Annotated in this window: 20 protein-coding genes; 9 read left to right on the top strand and 11 right to left on the bottom strand. The window is 56.4% G+C overall.

All coding sequences use genetic code 11. From position 1 onward, the window contains the following. Positions 1-9 precede the first annotated feature (9 nt). Together ACTG19_RS08300 and ACTG19_RS08295 are read right to left on the bottom strand one after the other, a co-directional pair. Positions 10-225, bottom strand: coding sequence for a SlyX family protein (locus ACTG19_RS08300; RefSeq protein WP_005335285.1), 216 nt, complete (start codon positions 223-225; stop codon positions 10-12). Positions 226-239: 14 nt separating this feature from the next. Beyond that, positions 240-1,208, bottom strand: coding sequence for a hypothetical protein (locus ACTG19_RS08295; RefSeq protein WP_113739052.1), 969 nt, complete (start codon positions 1,206-1,208; stop codon positions 240-242). Positions 1,209-1,326: 118 nt separating this feature from the next. Here ACTG19_RS08295 and fkpA point away from each other — a divergent pair, with 118 nt between their 5' ends. Continuing rightward, positions 1,327-2,130: an FKBP-type peptidyl-prolyl cis-trans isomerase gene (fkpA, locus tag ACTG19_RS08290; protein ID WP_005335283.1), complete on the top strand. Its 804-nt coding sequence runs from the start codon at positions 1,327-1,329 to the stop codon at positions 2,128-2,130. A 151-nt stretch (positions 2,131-2,281) separates the two neighbouring features. Then, entirely contained in the window at positions 2,282-3,688 is a 1,407-nt protein-coding gene (locus ACTG19_RS08285; RefSeq protein WP_111899894.1) for a sigma-54-dependent transcriptional regulator, read from the top strand. Between the two features lie 54 nt (positions 3,689-3,742). On the opposite strand, the gene ACTG19_RS08280 is transcribed toward ACTG19_RS08285, so the two are convergent. The 7 genes from ACTG19_RS08280 to xseB form a co-directional block, all read right to left on the bottom strand. Beyond that, a complete protein-coding gene (locus ACTG19_RS08280; RefSeq protein ID WP_113739051.1) occupies positions 3,743-4,612 on the bottom strand; it encodes a hypothetical protein in 870 nt (289 codons plus the stop codon). Between the two features lie 103 nt (positions 4,613-4,715). Beyond that, positions 4,716-5,051, bottom strand: a complete 336-nt coding sequence (locus ACTG19_RS08275; protein WP_005358483.1) for a hypothetical protein — start codon at positions 5,049-5,051, stop codon at positions 4,716-4,718. Between the two features lie 143 nt (positions 5,052-5,194). Next, positions 5,195-5,539 (bottom strand): DUF2956 domain-containing protein, encoded by a 345-nt coding sequence (locus ACTG19_RS08270; protein ID WP_113739050.1) that lies wholly within the window; start codon positions 5,537-5,539, stop codon positions 5,195-5,197. An 82-nt stretch (positions 5,540-5,621) separates the two neighbouring features. Further along, positions 5,622-7,466, bottom strand: a complete 1,845-nt coding sequence (locus ACTG19_RS08265; protein ID WP_113739049.1) for a bifunctional metallophosphatase/5'-nucleotidase — start codon at positions 7,464-7,466, stop codon at positions 5,622-5,624. A gap of 398 nt (positions 7,467-7,864) precedes the next feature. After that, positions 7,865-9,733, bottom strand: coding sequence for a 1-deoxy-D-xylulose-5-phosphate synthase (gene dxs / locus ACTG19_RS08260; protein WP_439988965.1), 1,869 nt, complete (start codon positions 9,731-9,733; stop codon positions 7,865-7,867). Between the two features lie 21 nt (positions 9,734-9,754). Continuing rightward, complete coding sequence (gene ispA / locus ACTG19_RS08255; RefSeq protein ID WP_047438128.1) at positions 9,755-10,645, bottom strand: (2E,6E)-farnesyl diphosphate synthase; 891 nt, start codon at positions 10,643-10,645, stop codon at positions 9,755-9,757. After that, positions 10,646-10,897 (bottom strand): exodeoxyribonuclease VII small subunit, encoded by a 252-nt coding sequence (gene xseB / locus ACTG19_RS08250; RefSeq protein WP_005338838.1) that lies wholly within the window; start codon positions 10,895-10,897, stop codon positions 10,646-10,648. Between the two features lie 211 nt (positions 10,898-11,108). Between xseB and pomA the strand changes: the two genes are divergently transcribed. From pomA to greA, 3 genes are all read left to right on the top strand, one after another. Next, on the top strand, positions 11,109-11,867 hold the full coding sequence (gene pomA / locus ACTG19_RS08245; protein ID WP_005349525.1) for a flagellar motor protein PomA: 759 nt from the start codon (positions 11,109-11,111) through the stop codon (positions 11,865-11,867). A gap of 8 nt (positions 11,868-11,875) precedes the next feature. After that, on the top strand, positions 11,876-12,769 hold the full coding sequence (locus ACTG19_RS08240) for a flagellar motor protein MotB (RefSeq protein ID WP_005349528.1): 894 nt from the start codon (positions 11,876-11,878) through the stop codon (positions 12,767-12,769). A gap of 156 nt (positions 12,770-12,925) precedes the next feature. After that, positions 12,926-13,402: a transcription elongation factor GreA gene (greA, locus tag ACTG19_RS08235; protein ID WP_005338833.1), complete on the top strand. Its 477-nt coding sequence runs from the start codon at positions 12,926-12,928 to the stop codon at positions 13,400-13,402. Positions 13,403-13,478: 76 nt separating this feature from the next. Here the strand turns inward: greA and ACTG19_RS08230 are convergent, their stop codons facing one another. Continuing rightward, positions 13,479-14,060 (bottom strand): PilZ domain-containing protein, encoded by a 582-nt coding sequence (locus tag ACTG19_RS08230; RefSeq protein ID WP_279497842.1) that lies wholly within the window; start codon positions 14,058-14,060, stop codon positions 13,479-13,481. A 103-nt stretch (positions 14,061-14,163) separates the two neighbouring features. Next, positions 14,164-14,460, bottom strand: coding sequence for a ribosome assembly RNA-binding protein YhbY (gene yhbY / locus ACTG19_RS08225; RefSeq protein ID WP_005338829.1), 297 nt, complete (start codon positions 14,458-14,460; stop codon positions 14,164-14,166). Positions 14,461-14,557: 97 nt separating this feature from the next. Here yhbY and rlmE point away from each other — a divergent pair, with 97 nt between their 5' ends. Genes rlmE through glmM form a run of 4 tightly spaced genes read left to right on the top strand, consistent with a single transcriptional unit; the run spans position 14,558 to position 19,434 of the window. Continuing rightward, positions 14,558-15,187 (top strand): 23S rRNA (uridine(2552)-2'-O)-methyltransferase RlmE, encoded by a 630-nt coding sequence (gene rlmE, locus ACTG19_RS08220; protein ID WP_005338828.1) that lies wholly within the window; start codon positions 14,558-14,560, stop codon positions 15,185-15,187. 45 nt (positions 15,188-15,232) lie between these two features. Beyond that, the gene (ftsH, locus tag ACTG19_RS08215; RefSeq protein WP_042060094.1) at positions 15,233-17,179 is read left to right on the top strand and encodes an ATP-dependent zinc metalloprotease FtsH; all 1,947 of its coding nucleotides are present in this window, start codon (positions 15,233-15,235) and stop codon (positions 17,177-17,179) included. A gap of 59 nt (positions 17,180-17,238) precedes the next feature. After that, positions 17,239-18,084, top strand: a complete 846-nt coding sequence (gene folP / locus ACTG19_RS08210) for a dihydropteroate synthase (RefSeq protein WP_113739044.1) — start codon at positions 17,239-17,241, stop codon at positions 18,082-18,084. A gap of 15 nt (positions 18,085-18,099) precedes the next feature. Next, positions 18,100-19,434, top strand: coding sequence for a phosphoglucosamine mutase (glmM, locus tag ACTG19_RS08205; protein WP_113739043.1), 1,335 nt, complete (start codon positions 18,100-18,102; stop codon positions 19,432-19,434). Positions 19,435-19,453 lie beyond the last annotated feature (19 nt).

Genomic DNA, 19,453 nt, shown 5'->3' with positions numbered 1-19,453 from the left:
GCACACCCATCAGTAGTGCGGCGGCGGGGTCTCTTCGGCCATGCTGGCAATCTGGCTGGGCTGTACGCTTTGCAGTTTGTCGATCAGCAGCTGGATCTGGTATTTGAGTCGATCGAGTTCACGGCCCTGGGTGGTTACCTCGTCGTTGAGCTGCTCTATGGTGTACTCCGCATAGGCGAGACGGGTTTCCAGGGTTTCGATGCGATCGTTAAGTTGCTGACTCATGGGCCTTCGGGTCCTTACTTGATTGTCCAGATTTCGGCCAGACCACTGGAGCTGGCACTGACAAGGTGGCTATTGTCGCGCAAAGCGACGCCGTAGACCACTGCGCTGGGCGGTTTCACCTTGGGTTGCGGCGAGACGCGCCAGCTCTGCAGCAGGGCACCATCGCTCACTTGCCACAGGGAGAGCTGACGGGAAGGGGCGCCAGTGATCAGCCACTTGCCATCGTTGGCAAAGCGGGCGCTGGTGTAGACCTCGAAGCGGTGATCATATTGCAGCTGACTCACCTCTTTGCCGGTTTTCAGATCCCAGATGCTGGCCCGGCTGCTGTCGGCGGTGAAGGCGTAGCGGCCGCTCGGCTCCAGTCTGGCCATGATCACCCGGCCACCATGGTTGAAGCGCCAAATCACCTGCCCGCTACGGGTATCCCACAGATAGGCGCTGTAGTCGTTGCCGCCGGTCAGGGCGTAGCGACCGTTAGCGGAGAGATCCACCGTATTGACCTGTTCGGTGTGCCCCATAAACTGCAGACGACGACCGCTTCGGGTATCGAGCCACTCGGCTTTGCCATCTTCTCGCCCGATCAGCACATAACGACCGTCGGCAGAGAGCGCGATGTCCCTCAGCCTGGATTCAGGAAGTGAGTAGTAGCCTTGTGATTGCCCGTCGCTCAGCCGCCAGGTTGCAAAGGTGTCTGGGGTGGCGGTGACGGCATGGCTGTTGCCTTCGGAAAAACGGGTAATGAATACCAGATCATCCGCCGAGTCGGATTGCTTCCAGCGCCAGCGTTGACGGTTCTGTTCCAGATCCCAGACGATGATGCCTTGGCTGATGCTGGAGACGATGGCCTGCTTGCCATCACTGGAGAGATCTGCGGTCAGCAGACCCGTGCTGGCGAGGGGCATTTGCTGGTTGGGTTGGGAGCTCTGCTCGCAACCGGAGAGCATTAAACAGAGGCTCACCAGATAAATGGCACTTTTTATCATTTTTGCGGTCTCACGCTTTTGTTACCTGCGATCACGGCGTTAGTATAAGGCGCTTATCACGATAAACCTCTCATTTCACGATGGAACCGAGAGCGGTATTTGGAGTTTGGAGAAACTGATGAACAAATTTCTGAAGGTGTCCCTGTTGGCGGCGGCCGTTGCCGTCGGTCTGACTGCTTGCCAAAAAGACGAGAAGCCTGCTGCGGCCAATACCGCCGAAGTGAAGGCAGAAGCCAGCAAGCCGGCAGAGGCGACCAAGGCCGAAGCCAAGAGCTTTGAAGAGCAATCTGGCTACGCAATTGGCCTCTCCATGGGTCGTTACATCGCCAATACCCTGGAGCGTCAGCAGGAACTGGGCATCAAACTGGACAACGCCGTGATCCTGAAAGGGGTGACTGACGGTCTGGGCAAAGAAGCCAAGATGACTGATGAAGAGATCCAGAAGGTACTGCAGGATTACGACGCCAAGATCAACGAGCTGACCAAGGCCAAGGCCGAGAAAGACGCCGTTGAGAATCTGAAGAAGGGCGAAGAGTTCCTGGCTGCCAACGCCAAGAAAGAGGGTGTGAAGAGCACTGAATCCGGCCTGCAGTACGTGGTCGAGAAGATGGGCACTGGCGCCAAGCCGAAATCTACCGACATCGTCAAGGTTCACTACACCGGTACCCTGACCGACGGCACCAAGTTCGACAGCTCCGTCGATCGCGGCGAGCCGGCTACCTTCCCGCTCAACCAGGTTATCCCGGGTTGGACCGAAGGTGTTCAGCTGATGCCGGTTGGCTCCAAGTTCAAGTTCTTCCTGCCGTCCAAGCTGGCCTATGGCGAGCACGGTGCAGGCTCCATCCCGGCGAATGCCGTGCTGGTGTTTGACGTTGAGCTGCTGGCTATCGAGAAGCCTACTGCTGACGACGCCAAGAAGTAATCCCTTCTTGTAGTTAAAAACGGCTCCTTAAGGAGCCGTTTTTACTTGTGTATTCCCTGCAATCGCGGGATAACAGAGCTGTCTTGGCGTTGGGTTTGCACGCGAAAATAAGGCAAAATAGATCGCAGAATCAAATACAAGGATGAGTCCAGTGGCTGAAAATAAATCGCGTGTCCTGCTGGTGGAAGATACCCGTAGTCTGGCGGTGGTCTATGAACAGTACCTGCGCCAGGAGGGGTACGAGGTAGTGCTGGCCGACTGTGGTCAGCAGGCGTTGGCGCAGTTGCTGGCAAGTCCTCCCCCCGTGGTGCTGCTGGATCTGGAGCTGCCGGATATGTCCGGTATGGATATTCTGCAGATGATCACCGAACAGCAGTTGCCCTGCTCTGTGGTGGTGATCACCGCCCACGGTTCGGTGGATGTGGCGGTGGAGGCGATGCGCCTCGGTGCCTTCGATTTTCTGACCAAGCCGTTTGACAGCAAGCGACTCTGCGCCACCGTTCGCAATGCCTTGAAACACCAGCAGTTGAGCTCGCTGGTTGCCCACTATCGGGAGAATTTCGAACGCAGCTCCTTCTTCGGTTTTATCGGTGCCTCCATGTCGATGCAGGCGGTCTATCGCATCATCGAGAGCGCTGCGCCCAGCAAGGCGACCGTCTTTATCACTGGCGAGAGCGGCACCGGCAAAGAGGTGTGTGCCGAGGCGATTCACCAGTGCAGTCCCCGCAGCGAACAGCCCTTTATTGCCCTCAACTGCGCCGCCATTCCCCACGATCTGATGGAGAGCGAGATCTTCGGTCATGTGAAGGGCTCTTTTACCGGCGCCCAGGGGGATCGCAAAGGGGCGGCCAGTCTGGCTGATGGTGGCACCCTGTTTCTCGACGAGATCTGCGAGATGGACCTGGATCTGCAGAGCAAGCTGCTGCGCTTTATCCAGACCGGCACAGTGCAGCGAGTCGGCAGCGGCAAGCTCGAGACGGTGGATGTGCGTTTTATCTGCGCCACCAACCGTGATCCGCTGGTGGAGGTGAAAGCAGGCCGTTTTCGCGAGGATCTCTACTATCGGCTCCACGTCATTCCCCTCACCCTGCCGCCGCTGCGGGAGCGGGGCGAGGATATCCTGCTGCTGGCGCGTACCCTGTTGCAGAGCTACGCCAAGGAGGAGAACAAACGCTTCAAGGATTTCGATGTCGAGGCGGCGCGAGTGCTGCTCGACTACCCCTGGCCTGGCAACGTACGCGAGCTGCAAAACGTGGTGCGCAATATCGTGGTGCTCAACGATAAGGAGTTGGTGAGCCCGGATATTCTTCCGCCACCGCTCAATGGGGTTCGTCCCCAGCTGCCGGCTGCGATTGCGGCAGCGGTGGTATCGGCTCCGGCCGCCACCGGCGTGGCTAACGGGCCAATTCGTCCGCTCTGGCTGGTGGAGAAAGAGGTGATCGAACAGGCCATCGCCAGCTGTGACGGCAATATTCCCAAGGCGGCGGCCCTGCTCGAGATCAGCCCCTCCACCATTTACCGTAAAAAGCAGGGGTGGGAAGAGTCCAATCGGGCCTGAACCATCTTGCCAGCAGAGAGGGCGGTTAGCGTGCCGCCCTTTCTATTTTGAGGATCAGAGTTTGGCGAGGCGCTTGAGGCGGGCCAGTCGCTCCCCCTCGTTGGCGCTGAACCAGCGGTCCTGCGACAGCAGAAACCAGGCACGGGAGAAGTATTCCGCGGCCAGCGGATCGTCCAGCACCAAGGCATTCTCCCCCAGCTCCTCGAACAGATAACCATCCTCTGGTTCGCCAGCCTCGGCCATATCGGCCTTGAGCTGGTGCAGCTCTGCCAGCGCCTGCTGGTGCTGACCCTGGGCCCGGGTCAGGCGAGCCAGACTCCAGCGAGCGATAAACGCCTTGGCCGGCTGGTTATGTTGTAGATGCCAGGCCAGACACTTCTGCTGCTGGATTTTCGCCTCCTCAAAGCGGCCCAATTCGAACAGGGTCCAGCCCTGATTGTTGTAAAGGGGGGCCAGCCAGCCACGCACCTTCTCGTCACTGCTGCGTTCCGCCAGCTCCATCGCCAGTTGATGCCAGCGGCTCTGCTCTTCAAGTGGTGCGGCGATGGCGATCATGTGAGCGGCGTCGATGGCGAGATAGGTCTCCTTCTCCTTGAGTCCCCACTGCCAGGCTTGTTCAAACAGCGGTTTGGCGCTGGCTTTGTCGCCCGCCGAGTTAAAGGTGCGGCCTCGTTCCAGCAGGGCCCGGATCCGCGCTCTGGGGGTTGTGTCGGTGAGGCGGGGCTCTATCTCGTCGAGCAGCTGATGGGCGTCGGCAAACTGGCGCTGCAGCGAATGGGTGCGGGCAATTTGGGTCAGCAACTCCAGTTCGAGCTGCAGGTCGGCGGCGGCGCGCGCTTCGGGAAGAAGGGTGTGAAAACGCAGGGCGCTGGCGGCGGGATCCTGATAATCCCACAGCGCCATGAAATCGGGCGGATTGTCCATTTGGCCTCCTTGCTGGTTATCCTGTCACCAAGATGCCTGCAGGCCATTGTTTGTACAAGGGGCGCCCGTCACAGAGCGCCCCTTGCATCATGTGGCCGGTTGGTCAGTAGACCATGGCCAGGCTCATCAGCATCAGACCGAGGGCGGCAAAGGCCCCCTCCTTGATGGCGAGCCGTGGCACCAGCGCCTTGGGCAGGGCCGGAAACAGGCTCAGGGCAAAGCCAAGCCCCGGCATCAACCAGTGGAATGCCGGATCGCGCAGGGCGGGATCGGCGGCTCCATTGATGATGATCAGCAAAATAAACAGGGTGAAGGCCGGCAGGATAAACCAGCGTACCCCACCGGCGGCGACCGCCCGCAGCGGCGAAATGCGATAGAGCAGCATGGTCACAAGGAACAGAACAAAAGGGGCCAGCAGATAGAGCGGAGCGGGGTTCATAACATCTTTCCTGAAAACTGATCGTCAAAAAACAGGGAGTCCGGTGCAAGAGGCGCGCGATTTAACCACTCTTCGCAGGTAATCACCAGCAGCCCAGGCCCGGGCTGTGAAGAGGATCCCGGATAAAGGTTTGCTAGCGCGTCTTAGTGCAACCAGAGCCAGGCTGCAGCAAATCCCAGCCAGCTCAGCACCAGCAAGATCCAGGGCAGGGGATGCTGATGGCTTACTTCAACCAGCTCCAGCTGATCGTCTTGTTCTTCGGTTTGGGGCGCGCCCTGTGGCTGCCTGGCTTTGGCCTGCAATTTTTTCTGGCGGCTCGCTTCACGGGCCCGCGCCTTCATCTGTTTCTTGTATTCGTCGATGCCTTTCTGGATCCCTTGCGCGATAAGCTGGGTCTGTTCCTTGCTCTGCCCCGGCTTCTGGTTGGCACGGGCAATTTTCATCGCCTCCTGCTGGGTCTCAGGGGAAATCTTGTCGTACTTGGCCATCAACTCTCTCCTCGGGCATGGGGGAGGGAGTATGCCATAAAAACGGCGCCCTAAGGCGCCGTTGTATTTATCTGCAAGCTTATTAGGGCTTCTTGTAGTAGGTAACAGTTGGATAGGGCAGTGCAGTGAGTGTTCCTTTATCTTTTGCGTAATCCATAAACATCTCGTTCTCACCGACACCAGAGTCAATATAGTCACCCTCCAACGGCAGTTCGGAACGTTTTAGCAGACCGCTATAGCCATCTTTGCCTGCAGCAATATAGGTGTTTGCACCGATCCGGTAGATTTTCGCATCATCTAATGGAGCCCATTGGCCGTTGGCATCCATCACTTCCAGTTTGGTAAGGCGGGAACCTTTGGCAAGTTTGCCATCATACGTGTAACTCAGGTGGCCTACATAGGGGAATGCCCCACTTGATGAGTCTGCGTAATCAACAGCTGATTCTATGGCATCTCGAACATCTTTTCCTTTGATATTGAAAACAGCGATCTTATTGCCAAATGGCAACAGTGTCCCCATGACATAACCAACGGTCAGACTGCCTGCATTAACGTTAGTTCTGACACCGCCTGCGTTTTGCAGAGTGAAGTCAACGCGCATTTTTTGTTGGCCGTTGTCTGCCAGTTGATTTAATTTCCAGTACAGCCCCTCTGCTACAAGTGGGGTAATTTGGCTGGCACCATCAGAGCCTTCGGAAGTCGGAATCCTTGCCCACTTCAGTTCGGTGGGCACATCGGCGATGACCTGTTTCTCCAATGCCTCAACTGCGGGTTTGTATTCGGTGTTGATTACATCGCGCATGGCCTGGTTTTCCGGCACTATCTCGATGATGGGCGACTTGGCAAAAAAATCGACAACGTTGGTCTGCTCGGCGTCTGTCACGGGAACTTTCTTCTTGTTTACTTCCTTGGTGAAGTTGTCAGCACTCATCAGGGTATTACGTCCTTCACACTTGGTGATAGTGCCTTCTTTAGTCAGGGAAACATTGACCAAGCCATAGCCTTTGGCCCACTCACCGGCTTGAACAATACAGGTTTTGCCACCATCCGGATTGGTGATCAGCTGGGCGTACCTATTATCATCGCTTTCATTCTGGTTATGCTGGCTATAACCGATGGATTTTATCTCATTGATATCGCCAAGGAATGTTTGGGAGTGACCGCCGACGATCAGGTCGATACCGTTGACAGCCTTGGCGACAGCTTGGTCATTTTGCAGGCCGATATGGGTTACCATGATGACTTTATTGACCCCCTTTTTCTTCAAGGTATCAACAGTGCGTTGTGCGGATGCAATCATCGGCTGGAACTGGGTATCTTTATCTGGTGAAGATATATCGTGCATATTGTCGAGCACTAGGCCAAATATGCCGACACTTTCGCCATTGATTTCTTTAATGATATATTCGTAAATATTCGTGTTGTCTTTCAAAACATTGCTGCTTGATTTGACCAGGTTGGCTGCCACGATAGGGTAGTTGACCTTGGTTGCATAGTTGTTGAGGGGGGTATTGCCGAGATCAAATTCATGGTTGCCCAAGGTCGCAGCATCAATCCCCATCTCAGATAGAAGGCGTGATTCTTCCTCTCCCTCGAATTTTGTGAAATAGAGAGTGCCCTGGAAGGCATCACCGCCAAACAAGGTCAGGAAGTGACGACCATCTTTGCGAGCCTGCTCACGCAGTTCATCCAGTTTGAATTTCAGACGGGGATAACCACCCAGCTGGGCATTGAACTTGAACAGTTGTTGCCCTGTCGGTTGAATAGCCAAGGCGTTTTCAGTCGGATCTAGGTGAGCATGGGTATCATTGATATGGGCAACAGTCAGTTCCAGAGGAATATGCTCTTTACTGGTATTTTCAGAATCGCAGGCTGTTAGCCCAAACAGAGATAAAGAGATAGTGACGGCTAGTAGTGTCTTTTTCATTGGTAAGAGTCCCATATTGTTATTGTCCTGTTGATTCCGTAGCGAACAGGAGTGGAGAGATTTTAGACATAACGTTAGGAATGAAAATAAACAACTGCTGTACCTTTGAACTACCGCACACTAAATTAACGTAAAACGTTTTCCTGTCATGCCTTTATTTGTTCATATCAAGAGGGGATTATATTGATAGGTTAGATATTGACCGTGGTGAGCTCATCAAATAGCTAACCATCATCATGAGATAAAATTTCAGAGAGTCTATCTACTTATAACGAGGCGTTGCTGAAAGGCGAGGATACACTTTGTGAAGAACGGAACTCTGAGGATGGTGGGGGCTATGTAGAAATGCCCGTCGTAGTGACTCGACGGGCATTACACATTAGCAATAAAGATATTTATCAGGCTTGCAGCCAGCTTTCGATGCTGCGCTGGATGCCTGCATCGTCCAGACCGAGCAGGGCATAGATCTCCTGCTGGGTGCCCTGTTCGACGAAGCGATCCGGCAGGCCGAGGTTGAGCACCGGCTTGCACTGCTTGCTGTGCATCAGCAGTTCGTTCACCGCCGAACCGGCGCCGCCCATGATCGCGTTGTCTTCGATGGTGACAAACTGATCGTGACTGGCTGCCAGCGACAGCACCAGTGCCTCATCCATCGGTTTGACAAAGCGCATGTCCACCAGGGTGGCATCCAGCGCTTCGGCGGCCGCTTTGGCGTGGTGCAGAAGGGTGCCAAACGCCAGAATAGCGGTGCCTTTGCCTTCTCGCAGGATACGCCCCTTGCCAAGCTCCAGCGCCTGCATCTCTGATGAGATGGGGGCATCGCTCAGGCTGCTGCCGCGTGGGTAACGCACTGCGGCAGGGCCCTGATGGAGATAGCCGGTATAGAGCATCTGGCGGCACTCGTTCTCATCAGATGGCGTCATCACCACCATGTTGGGCACGGTGCGCAGGAAGCTGATGTCGAACGCCCCCTGATGGGTCGGGCCATCGGCGCCCACCAGACCGGCCCGGTCGATGGCGAACAGCACCGGCAGATCTTGCAGCGCTACGTCGTGGATCACCTGATCGTAGGCGCGCTGCAGGAAGCTCGAATAGATGGCCACCACCGGCTTCTTGTCGGCGATGGCAAGACCGGCAGCAAACGTGACCGCATGCTGCTCGGCAATGGCCACATCGAAGTAGCGGTCCGGATACTGCTGGCTGAATTTCACCAGACCGGAGCCTTCGCGCATGGCGGGGGTGATGCCGACCAGCTTTTCGTCTTTGGCAGCCATGTCGCACAGCCATTGGCCAAAGATGGCGGAGAAGGTGGGTTTGGCGCTGCTCGCCTTGGGCAGGGCGCACTCGTCCGGATTGAACTTGGGCACGGCATGATAACCGATAGGGTCTTTTTCGGCCGGCTCGTAACCCTTGCCCTTCTTGGTCTTGACATGCAGCAGCTGCGGGCCCTTGAGATTGCGCATGTTGCGCAGGGTCTCGACCAGTGCCTCGATATCGTGACCGTCGATGGGGCCGATATAGTTGAAGCCGAACTCCTCGAACAGGGTGCCGGGCACCACCATCCCCTTGAGGTGCTCTTCGGCCCGCTTGGCCAGCTCCTTGACCGGTGGCAAACCCGCCAGCACCTTCTTGCCGCCTTCGCGGATGGTGGTGTAGAGCTTGCCGGACATGACCCGGGCCAGATGGTTGTTGAGCGCACCGACATTCTCGGAGATGGACATCTCGTTGTCGTTGAGGATCACCAGCATGTCTTTATGGACATCGCCGGCGTGATTGAGCGCTTCAAAGGCCATCCCAGCGGTAATGGCGCCGTCACCGATCACGGCAACGACCTTGCGACCCAGCCCTTCGCTCTCGGCGGCGACCGCCATACCGAGCGCCGCACCGATGGAGGTGCTGGAGTGGCCGACGGAGAGCACGTCGTATTCACTCTCGCCACGCCAGGGGAAGGGGTGCAGGCCATCCTTCTGACGGATGGTGTGGATCTGGTCACGGCGCCCGGTCAGGATCTTGTGGGGGTAGGCTTGATGGCCCACATCCCAGATCAGCCGATCGAACGGGGTGTTGTAGACGTAGTGCAGGGCCACGGTCAGTTCGACCGTGCCGAGACCGGAGGCAAAGTGTCCGCTGGAGCGGCTGACAGAGCGCAGCAGATATTCGCGCAGCTCGTTGCACAGCACCGGCAGCCGATCTTTGGGCAAGGAACGCAGCTCGACCGGAGTGTCCGCGAGGGCCAGGTTGGGGAAATTGCTAATATCAACGCTCATATTGTTACTGTTATCCAGCGTTTAGTGGGTTCGCTCGATGATGTAATCGGCAAACGCTTCCAGAATGTCGGTATTGTAGGGCAAGGATTGCAGGGCTGTTAAGGCTTTCCCATGCAGTTCGCGAGCCAGCTCACGGGCATTTTCGAGTCCGAGCAGGGCCGGATAGGTACTTTTCTCCAGCGCCAGGTCAGAACCTTGTGGCTTGCCCAGGGTGGCGGTATCACCTGTGATGTCGAGGATGTCATCCTGCACCTGAAAGGCGAGGCCAATCGCGGAGGCATAGGTTTGCAGTGCAGCCAGCGTGGCGTCATCGACATCGGCTTTGCACAGGGCGCCGAGCGCCACGGCGCATTCAATCAGCGCACCGGTCTTGTGGCGGTGTACCTGCTCCAGCTCGGCGAGCGAGATCTGGCGCCCTTCGGCCTGCAGATCCAGCGCCTGACCGCCACACATACCGAGATAGCCGGAGGCGCGGGCGAGGGTACTCAGCATCCGCACCCGGTTGGCCATCAAGGTATCGGGCATGGGATGGTCGGCCAGAATGGAGAACGCCAGGGTCTGCAGCGCATCACCGGCCAGAATGGCGGTTCCTTCGTCAAACGCCTTGTGAACGGTTGGCTGACCACGACGCAGGTCGTCGTTATCCATGGCGGGCAGGTCATCGTGCAGCAGGGAGTAGGCGTGGATGCACTCCACGGCAGCCGCGGGGCCATCCAGCAGTTCGCTCTTGACGCCCAGCATCTCGCCGACCGCGTAGACCAGAAACGGGCGAACCCGCTTGCCGCCCAGCAGCAGGCCATAACTCATGGCATCGCGCAGGCGTGGCGCCATGGCGGGCAAGGATTCAAGTTGTGCTGACAGACAGTCGTCAATACGCTGACGATGCAGACGGGAAAAATGGTCCAGCGCCACTCACTCCTCTCCTTGTTCTGGCTGGAAGGGGGCGAGCTGGTCACTGCCATCGGCTTGACTGAGCAGGATCTGGATCTTCTGTTCGGCCAGTTCCAGCTTCTGCTGACCGGCCCGTACCAGATGAACGCCCTGCTCGAACTGCTTGAGTGCCTCTTCCAGGGGTAGGGAACCTTGTTCCAGCTGATGAACGATGGTTTCCAGCTCTTCCAGAGTGGCATCAAAACTCAGACGGTCGATTTTTTTACTGGCCATGTCCATCCTCGGGGATTGAAAAAAACGGCTTATATTAACATCGACCGTCCACAGGGGGGAGGCAGAAAAGCATTGCCCCCTCAAACTCTCGCTAAACTGGCCGATAATGAGCCATCATTCTCAGTGGATGCATGCTTGCCGCATGGGTCGCAATAGCAGAAAATTCAACAGACTATAAATAGACATAAGAACCGGTGACAGGAGTAGGGACGTGGATCTAGGCAGTCTGATAGGGATAGTGCTGGGTTTCGGGGTGGTGGTGTACGGCATGCTGTTGGGTGGCCCCATGAGCATGTATGTTGATATGCCATCGGTCTACATCACTGTATTGGGATCAATCTTCATCGCCATGATGAAGTTCAACCTTGGCCAGTTCCTGATGGCATTCAAGGTGGCGGGTAAAGCCTTTATGTACAAGGGCGACAAGCTTGAAGACCTGATTACCAAAGCCGTTGAACTGGCTGACGCGGCTCGCAAAGGGGGCTTTCTTGCGCTGGAGGCCGCAGAGATCCCCAATGCATTTATGAAAAAAGGGATCGATATGCTGGTGGATGGTCACGATGCCGAAGTGGTGCGCGCCGTGATGGAAAAGGATATCGACCTGACAGCCGAGCGCCATGTCATTGCCATCAAGGTCTTCCGTACCCTTGGGGATCTGGGCCCTGCCATGGGGATGATAGGTACGTTGGTGGGTCTGGTGGCCATGCTGGCCAACATGAGTGACCCCAAGTCGATCGGGCCAGCGATGGCGGTGGCCTTGCTTACCACCCTGTACGGTGCGATAGAGGCCAATATGTTGGCGATCCCGATTGCCGACAAGCTGGAGCTGCGCAGCGGGGAGGAGAAGCTCAGTCGTACCCTGATCCTTGATGCCATTATGGGGATTCAGGATGGCCAGAACCCGCGGGTGATCCAGTCCATGCTGCAAAACTATCTGAACCAGTCCAAACGTAATACTGGCACCGAATAGGGGGCGCTATGTCTGATTGCAAGTGCCCGCCACCAGGTCTCCCTGGTTACATGGGAACCTTTGCCGACCTGATGTCGCTGCTGATGTGCTTCTTCGTGCTGTTGCTCTCCTTTGCCGAGATGGATGTGCAGAAGTTCAAGCAGATAGCCGGTTCCATGGACAAGGCATTCGGGGTACAGAACATCCTTGAGGTGAAAGATATTCCCAAGGGAACCTCGGTGATTGCCCAGGAGTTCAGGCCCGGTCGCCCGGAACCCACGCCGATTGATACCGTGATGCAGCAGACCATCGATCTGACCCAGACCGAACTGGAGTTTCTGCCCGGCGAGTCGGATCAGGCAGGTGGTCAGGACAAGAGTGATGGCAAACAGACAGGGGGCGATACCGCGCAGGATGCGAAGAAGGCGCAAGAACAGTCCAATACCCTGGCCAAAGCCCTCGCCGAGCAGATGAAAGATCAGATCCAGGATGGCGCCATCGAAATTGAGGCGCTGGGCCAGCAGATCATCATCCGGATCAGGGAAAAAGCGTCTTTCCCGGCCGGTTCGGCATTTCTGCAGCCACAGTTCTGGCCGGTCATTCGCAAGGTAGCGACCCTGCTCAAGGATGTGCCGGGTGAAATCACCATCTCCGGTCACACCGACAACGTGGCGACCGAAGATGAGCTGTTCCAGTCCAACTGGGAGCTGTCGTCGCAACGGGCGGTGGCGGTGGCGCACCAGATGCTGAAGGTCCCCGGTTTTGATCAGGGGCGGCTGGTGGTGCAGGGGATGGCGGATTCCCAGCCATTGGTGCCCAATACCACCCCGGAAAATCGTCGGATGAACCGGCGGGTGGAGATCGCCATCATGCAGGGCAAACCGACCGTTTCGGCCCCCATTTCCGTACCGGAAGGGAAGTAAGCGAGGGGAATGTCGATGACGCAAGTGGGATCTGCATCAGGGGGCTGACGTGGATTTTGTGTTGGCTTCATATTAAGATGCCTCATCCGAACCGATTGCTGCGGCCTCCTTGCAGATGGCCGCAGTTTCTATTTTCAAGCAACCCAGGTTTCGACTATGAATCATACTCCGATGACTGTTCGCGGCGCTGAGAAGCTGCGCGAAGAGCTCGATTATCTCAAGACCGAGCTTCGTCCCCAGATTATCGAAGCGATTGCCGATGCCCGTGAGCACGGCGATCTGAAGGAAAACGCCGAATACCATGCCGCTCGCGAGCAGCAGGGGTTCTGTGAAGGCCGCATTCAGGAGATTGAAGCCAAGCTCTCCAATGCGCAGGTGATCGATGTCACCAAAATGACCAACAACGGTCGCGTTATTTTTGGCGCGACTGTGACTCTGCTTAAGAGCGAGACAGAGGAAGAGGTGGTTTACCGCATCGTGGGTGACGATGAAGCTGATATCAAACAGAACCTCATCTCTGTCAACTCCCCCATTGCCCGCGCCCTGATTGGCAAGGAAGTGGACGATGTTGCAATCGTCAAGACGCCGGGCGGTGATGTGGAATACGAAGTACTGGAAGTCGCTTATATCTAAGCGAATGCTACAGACAATGAAACAGGGGGGCTTGTGCTCCCCTGTTTGTCTTTATCTATATGATTATTGATAAAAATCAGGACAGATACGCCTCGGTAAAGGCGTCCTGATGACGCTGAAACAACCAATGGCGCAGCCGTTCGATGTTGCTCTCGCTCATTTGAAAGCTCAGTGCCCAGGTGGCATGGTCGGCATTGGCTTTGATGCGCCTTACCAGTCGTCCCTGCAGTGGAAGAGGGGTCTCTTGCTCGATGCAGAGCTCGCCGTTGATGGGGGTATCGGCCACCATGTCGGTTGGCAAATTTTCCACGATGAGGCCGTTGAGGGAGAGGCTGAGTACCTGAAATAGGCCCAATTCGCTGCAAAGCTTGGCTTTTTGGGTGAGACGCCACGCGCGCGGTTGCGCAAACCCCAGCTCCCTGATGACCGGTGCAGATAAGCGGGGCTCGACGAAGCCATCTTCCCCTTGGGTAAAGCTCAGGGGAAAACGCAGCTGATGGCCAGCGAAGCGGGCTTCGAGTACAAGGTGTTCGGCTTTTTGCAGCAAGCCAAGCATGGGGGCATCGAGGTGACCACTCAGAACATGGGTGTCCTGATTGCTCCCCAAGTCCCGCAGCATGGCCAGCTCATCGTCGGTCAGAATAGGATGGTGAGCCATAATGCGTGTCCGGAAGTATTCATCGCAGGTTAAGGGCTTTGCGACTACTTTGGCAAGCGACTCGGGAAGAAGTGGAATAAGGAAAGAGCGATGCTCTTTCCTTTTACTTGCGGGGCAGCTGGATTTTGGGTTCGTTGGCTTGACGATAAATGGTCAGCACATGACCCATGCTTTGCACCTTGATTGAACCGGTTTCACGGACGATAGCATCCATAACCAGTTGTTTCATTTCGCGATCTTCAGAGGCAACCTTAACCTTGATCAGCTCGTGATGGTTCAGTGCCAGATCGATCTCGGCCAGTACACCTTCGGTCAGACCATGCTGACCCAGCAGGACGACAGGCTTGAGGCTATGGGCAAGGCCCTTGAGGTACTGTTTCTGTTTATTGTTGAGAATCATCGCAATTTCTTCATAAGTCAGGGTTGAAAGGGGCGTATTCTACCCCCACTTAGCCCTTAATACTAATAACCCTTGTGGTTTTTTAAAGTCGATTATCATGACCCAGAAAAAACGTTCCCCCAGTTCAACTCGCTGGTTAAAAGAACATTTCGACGATCAATACGTCAAAAAAGCCCAGAAAATGGGCCTGCGTTCTCGTGCTGTTTTCAAGATTGACGAGATCCAGGGCAAGGATCGCTTGCTGAAACATGGCATGACCGTAGTGGATTTGGGAGCAGCCCCCGGTGGTTGGTCCCAGTTCGCGGTTGAACAGGTTGGTGATTCGGGTCGCGTCATCGCATGTGACATTTTGCCGATGGATCCCATTGCTGGTGTCGATTTCCTGCAAGGGGACTTTCGGGAGGAAACTGTACTCGGCGCTTTGCTGGAGCGAGTGGGTCCCGACAAGGTCGATGTCGTGATGTCTGATATGGCGCCCAACATGAGCGGTACCCAGCAGGTGGATCAGGCTCGCGCCATGTATCTGGTCGAGCTGGCGCTGGACATGTGCAATCAGGTATTGCGTAGTGACGGCAGTTTCGTAGTGAAGGTGTTTCAGGGAGAGGGCTTTGATGCCTATCTCAATGAAATTCGTAAACTTTTCTCCGCTGTCAAAATTCGTAAACCAGACTCATCCCGCGCCAGATCACGGGAAGTCTACATTGTGGCTACCGGTTTTAAACTGTAGTACCCTAACCTTCATCGTTAACTGTCAGTCTGCGAGGTTACTGATTTGAGTGACATGGCGAAAAACTTAATCCTGTGGCTGGTCATCGCCGTCGTTTTGATGTCGGTGTTCAATAGCTTCAGCCCCAGCGATACCACCAGTCGCCAGCTGGACTATTCCAGCTTCGTTAAAGAGGTGACCCAAGAGCAGATCCGTGAAGTGCGGATGGACGGTAAGGTCATTAATGGCGTCAAGCGTACTGGTGAACGATTCACCACCATCATCCCTGCGCCGGATCCCCAGCTGCTCAACGACATGCTCAATCACAATGTCAAAGTGATGGGCGAGAAGCCGGAAGAGCCGTCTCTGTTGACCTCTATCTTCATCTCCTGGTTCCCGATGCTGCTGCTGATCGGTGTCTGGGTCTTCTTCATGCGTCAGATGCAGGGCGGCGGTGGCAAAGGTGCCATGTCGTTCGGCAAGAGCAAGGCTCGCCTGATGAGCGAAGATCAGATCAAGACTACCTTTGCCGATGTTGCAGGTTGCGATGAAGCCAAGGAAGAGGTGAAGGAGCTGGTCGACTATCTGCGCGACCCGAGCAAATTCCAGAAACTGGGTGGCAAGATCCCGACTGGCGTACTGCTGGTTGGTCCTCCCGGTACCGGTAAAACTCTGCTGGCCAAGGCCATTGCGGGTGAGGCCAAGGTGCCGTTCTTCACCATCTCGGGTTCCGATTTCGTGGAGATGTTCGTCGGTGTCGGTGCCTCCCGGGTACGCGACATGTTCGAGCAGGCCAAGAAATCCTCTCCCTGCATCATCTTCATCGATGAAATCGACGCCGTCGGTCGTCAGCGTGGCGCCGGTCTGGGCGGTGGTCATGATGAGCGTGAGCAGACTCTTAACCAGATGCTGGTCGAGATGGATGGTTTTGAAGGCAATGAAGGCATCATCGTCATTGCTGCCACCAACCGTCCTGACGTACTGGATCCGGCACTGCTGCGTCCGGGCCGTTTCGACCGTCAGGTTGTGGTCGGTCTGCCGGATGTCCGTGGTCGCGAGCAGATCCTGAAAGTACACATGCGCAAGGTTCCGTTGGCAGATGATGTCAACCCGGCGCTGATTGCCCGCGGCACGCCCGGCTTCTCCGGCGCTGACCTTGCTAACCTGGTCAACGAAGCTGCGCTCTTCTCCGCTCGCGAAAGTCGCCGTGTGGTCTCCATGGCTGAGTTCGAGAAGGCGAAGGACAAGATCATGATGGGCGCAGAACGTCGCTCCATGGTGATGAAAGAGTCCGAGAAAGAGATGACTGCGTATCATGAAGCTGGTCACGCCATCATTGGTCGTCTCGTTCCTGACCATGACCCGGTTTACAAGGTCTCCATCATTCCGCGCGGTCGTGCGCTGGGTGTGACCATGTATCTGCCGGAGCAGGATCGCTGGAGCCACTCCAAGCAGCATCTGGAGTCGATGATCTCCAGTCTGTATGGCGGTCGTCTGGCAGAAGAGCTGATCTACGGTGCCGAGAAGGTATCGACCGGTGCATCCAACGATATCGAGCGTGCCACCGAGATTGCACGCAAGATGGTGACCCAGTGGGGTATGTCCGAGCGTCTCGGCCCGATGCTCTATGCGGAAGAAGATGGCGAGGTGTTCCTCGGTCGCAGCATGGCCAAGGCCAAGCATATGTCCGACGATACCGCTCGCGTGATCGATGCAGAGGTCAAGCAGGTCATCGACCGCAACTACGCCCGTTCCAAGCAGATCCTGCTGGATAATATGGACGTGTTGCACAGCATGAAAGATGCGCTGATGAAGTACGAAACCATCGACGCCAAACAGATCGATGATCTGATGGCCCGTCGCGAGGTTCGTGCTCCGAGCAACTGGCATGACGAGCATGGTGATACCCCGCAAGGCGGTTCCACTGTGGCTGCCGAGGCCAAGCCTGCCGATGAGGCTGCACCGGTGGCGGATGTCACTATCGACAAAGCCAATGACGCGCCGGCTAAATAATTGTGACTCTCCAAACCCCGGGCTTGCCCGGGGTTTTTCTTTATCAGATGGACGTGAAAATGCAGTTAACCAGCAAGGGGCTCAGCCTCTCCCTCGATCGTCCCCATGTGATGGGGATCCTCAATGTGACGCCCGACTCCTTCTCCGATGGCGGTAATTTCAACCAGTTTGAACGGGCAATGGCCCATGCCCGTCAAATGGTGGCGGATGGGGCGACCCTTATCGATATCGGTGGCGAGTCAACCCGCCCTGGTGCGCCCGATGTGAACGAGCAGGAGGAGCTGGACAGGGTCATTCCTGTCGTGGAGCAGATGGCCCGTGAGCTGGATGTGATGATCTCCCTCGATACCTCCAAAGCGGCTGTGATGCGGGAGGGTTGCAAGGCGGGAGCCCATCTGATCAACGATGTGCGGGCACTGCAAGAGCCGGGAGCACTGCAAGCCGCGGCCGAAGCGCGGGTTCCGGTCTGTCTGATGCATATGCAGGGGCAGCCGAGAACCATGCAAGTCGAGCCGCACTATGACGACCTGATCGGGGAGGTGCGCGCCTTCTTTGATGAGCGTATTGCGGCTTGTCTGGCGGTCGGGATCCGTCGTGAAGAGCTGTTGCTGGATCCGGGATATGGCTTTGGCAAAACCCTTGCACACAACTATCAGCTGTTGGCGGCTCAAAAGGAACTGCTTGATTATGGCTTGCCGCTATTGGTGGGGATGTCGCGAAAGTCTATGATAGGCAACCTGCTGGGCCGTCCGGTGGATGAGCGTCTGGCGGGCAGTCTGGCATGCGCCCTTATCGGCATGCAGCATGGGGCCCGCATCATCAGGGTACATGATGTACGGGAGACCATGGACGCATTGCGCGTCGGTTGGCTGGCAATGACGGGACAAGATTTTATTTCCAGATAATAAAGAGAACAGACAATGGCAAGAAAGTATTTCGGTACCGATGGTGTGCGCGGCAAGGTTGGCGAATACCCGATCACCCCTGATTTTGTAATGAAATTAGGTTGGGCTGCCGGCAAGGTGCTCTCCAAGAAGGGCACCAAAAAGGTGCTGATTGGCAAAGATACCCGCATCTCCGGTTACATGCTGGAATCCGCGCTGGAAGCGGGGCTCTCTGCGGCAGGCCTCAAGGCCATTCTGATGGGACCGATGCCCACGCCGGCGGTTGCCTACCTGACTCGCACTTTCCGTGCCGAAGCTGGCATCGTCATCAGCGCTTCCCACAATCCCTTCTACGACAACGGCATCAAGTTCTTCTCCGCCGACGGCACCAAGCTGCCCGATGATGTCGAGCTGGCTATCGAAGCCGAGCTGGATCACGAGCTCAAGTGTGTCGAGTCGGCCGAACTTGGCAAAGCGGTGCGCATTGATGATGCCGCCGGTCGCTATATCGAATTCTGCAAGAGCACCTTCCCCTCCCACATGAATCTGGATGGGGTGAAAATGGTGGTCGACTGTGGCCACGGCGCCACTTACCACATTGCGCCGTCGGTTTTCCGCGAACTGGGTGCCGAAGTGATCACCATGGGCTGTGCCCCGGATGGTCTCAACATCAACGATGGTGTCGGTTCGACTGCACCTGACGCTCTGGTGGCCAAGGTGCTGGAGTGCAAGGCCGATCTGGGGGTTGCCTTTGATGGTGATGGTGATCGTCTGATCATGGTTGACCATACCGGCTATCTCATCGACGGTGATGAAGTGCTCTATATCATCGCGCGCGATGCCCTGCGCAATGGTCGCCTCAAAGGCGGTGTCGTCGGCACCCTGATGGCCAACATGGGTCTGGAGCTGGCGCTGCAAACCCTGGGCATTCCGTTTGCCCGTGCCAAAGTGGGTGACCGCTATGTGCTGGAGATGATGGAAGAGAAGGGCTGGCGTATCGGTGGCGAGAACTCCGGTCACATTATCTGTCTGGATCAGACTACCACCGGGGATGGCATCGTGGCTGCCTTGCAGGTACTTACCGCCATGCGCAGTGCCGAGATGCCGCTTGCCAAGCTGCGCTCCGGCATGAGCAAGTTCCCGCAGGTGCTGGTGAATGTTCGCTTTGCCGAAGGCAAGGATCCGCTGGCCGCGGATGCTGTCATGGCTGAGGTTGCCAAGGTGGAACAGGAGCTGTCTGGTCGTGGTCGCGTACTGTTGCGTAAATCAGGTACCGAACCGCTGATCCGGGTCATGGTCGAAGGGGAGCATGAACAGCAGGTACGTGACATGGCTCAGCGCATCGCCAAGCAGGTTGAATCGGCGTTTTAATGAACACTTGGGGCGGCTT

The sequence above is a fragment of the Aeromonas sp. 3P genome (assembly GCF_051919745.1).
Taxonomy (GTDB): domain Bacteria; phylum Pseudomonadota; class Gammaproteobacteria; order Enterobacterales; family Aeromonadaceae; genus Aeromonas; species Aeromonas veronii.
This window is presented reverse-complemented; position numbering and strand designations above follow the sequence as displayed.

Bases quoted from the DNA above. Each gene is read 5' to 3' on its own strand.
- greA (WP_005338833.1), top strand. From the start codon at position 12,926: ATGAATCATACTCCGATGACTGTTCGCGGCGCTGAGAAGCTGCGCGAA.
- ACTG19_RS08265 (WP_113739049.1), bottom strand. From the start codon at position 7,466: ATGAAAAAGACACTACTAGCCGTCACTATCTCTTTATCTCTGTTTGGG.
- ACTG19_RS08300 (WP_005335285.1), bottom strand. From the start codon at position 225: ATGAGTCAGCAACTTAACGATCGCATCGAAACCCTGGAAACCCGTCTC.
- ACTG19_RS08230 (WP_279497842.1), bottom strand. From the start codon at position 14,060: ATGGCTCACCATCCTATTCTGACCGACGATGAGCTGGCCATGCTGCGG.
- ACTG19_RS08240 (WP_005349528.1), top strand. From the start codon at position 11,876: ATGTCTGATTGCAAGTGCCCGCCACCAGGTCTCCCTGGTTACATGGGA.
- ACTG19_RS08280 (WP_113739051.1), bottom strand. From the start codon at position 4,612: ATGGACAATCCGCCCGATTTCATGGCGCTGTGGGATTATCAGGATCCC.
- yhbY (WP_005338829.1), bottom strand. From the start codon at position 14,460: ATGATTCTCAACAATAAACAGAAACAGTACCTCAAGGGCCTTGCCCAT.
- ACTG19_RS08275 (WP_005358483.1), bottom strand. From the start codon at position 5,051: ATGAACCCCGCTCCGCTCTATCTGCTGGCCCCTTTTGTTCTGTTCCTT.
- fkpA (WP_005335283.1), top strand. From the start codon at position 1,327: ATGAACAAATTTCTGAAGGTGTCCCTGTTGGCGGCGGCCGTTGCCGTC.
- glmM (WP_113739043.1), top strand. From the start codon at position 18,100: ATGGCAAGAAAGTATTTCGGTACCGATGGTGTGCGCGGCAAGGTTGGC.
- ACTG19_RS08295 (WP_113739052.1), bottom strand. From the start codon at position 1,208: ATGATAAAAAGTGCCATTTATCTGGTGAGCCTCTGTTTAATGCTCTCC.
- xseB (WP_005338838.1), bottom strand. From the start codon at position 10,897: ATGGCCAGTAAAAAAATCGACCGTCTGAGTTTTGATGCCACTCTGGAA.
- rlmE (WP_005338828.1), top strand. From the start codon at position 14,558: ATGACCCAGAAAAAACGTTCCCCCAGTTCAACTCGCTGGTTAAAAGAA.
- folP (WP_113739044.1), top strand. From the start codon at position 17,239: ATGCAGTTAACCAGCAAGGGGCTCAGCCTCTCCCTCGATCGTCCCCAT.
- dxs (WP_439988965.1), bottom strand. From the start codon at position 9,733: ATGAGCGTTGATATTAGCAATTTCCCCAACCTGGCCCTCGCGGACACT.
- ACTG19_RS08270 (WP_113739050.1), bottom strand. From the start codon at position 5,539: ATGGCCAAGTACGACAAGATTTCCCCTGAGACCCAGCAGGAGGCGATG.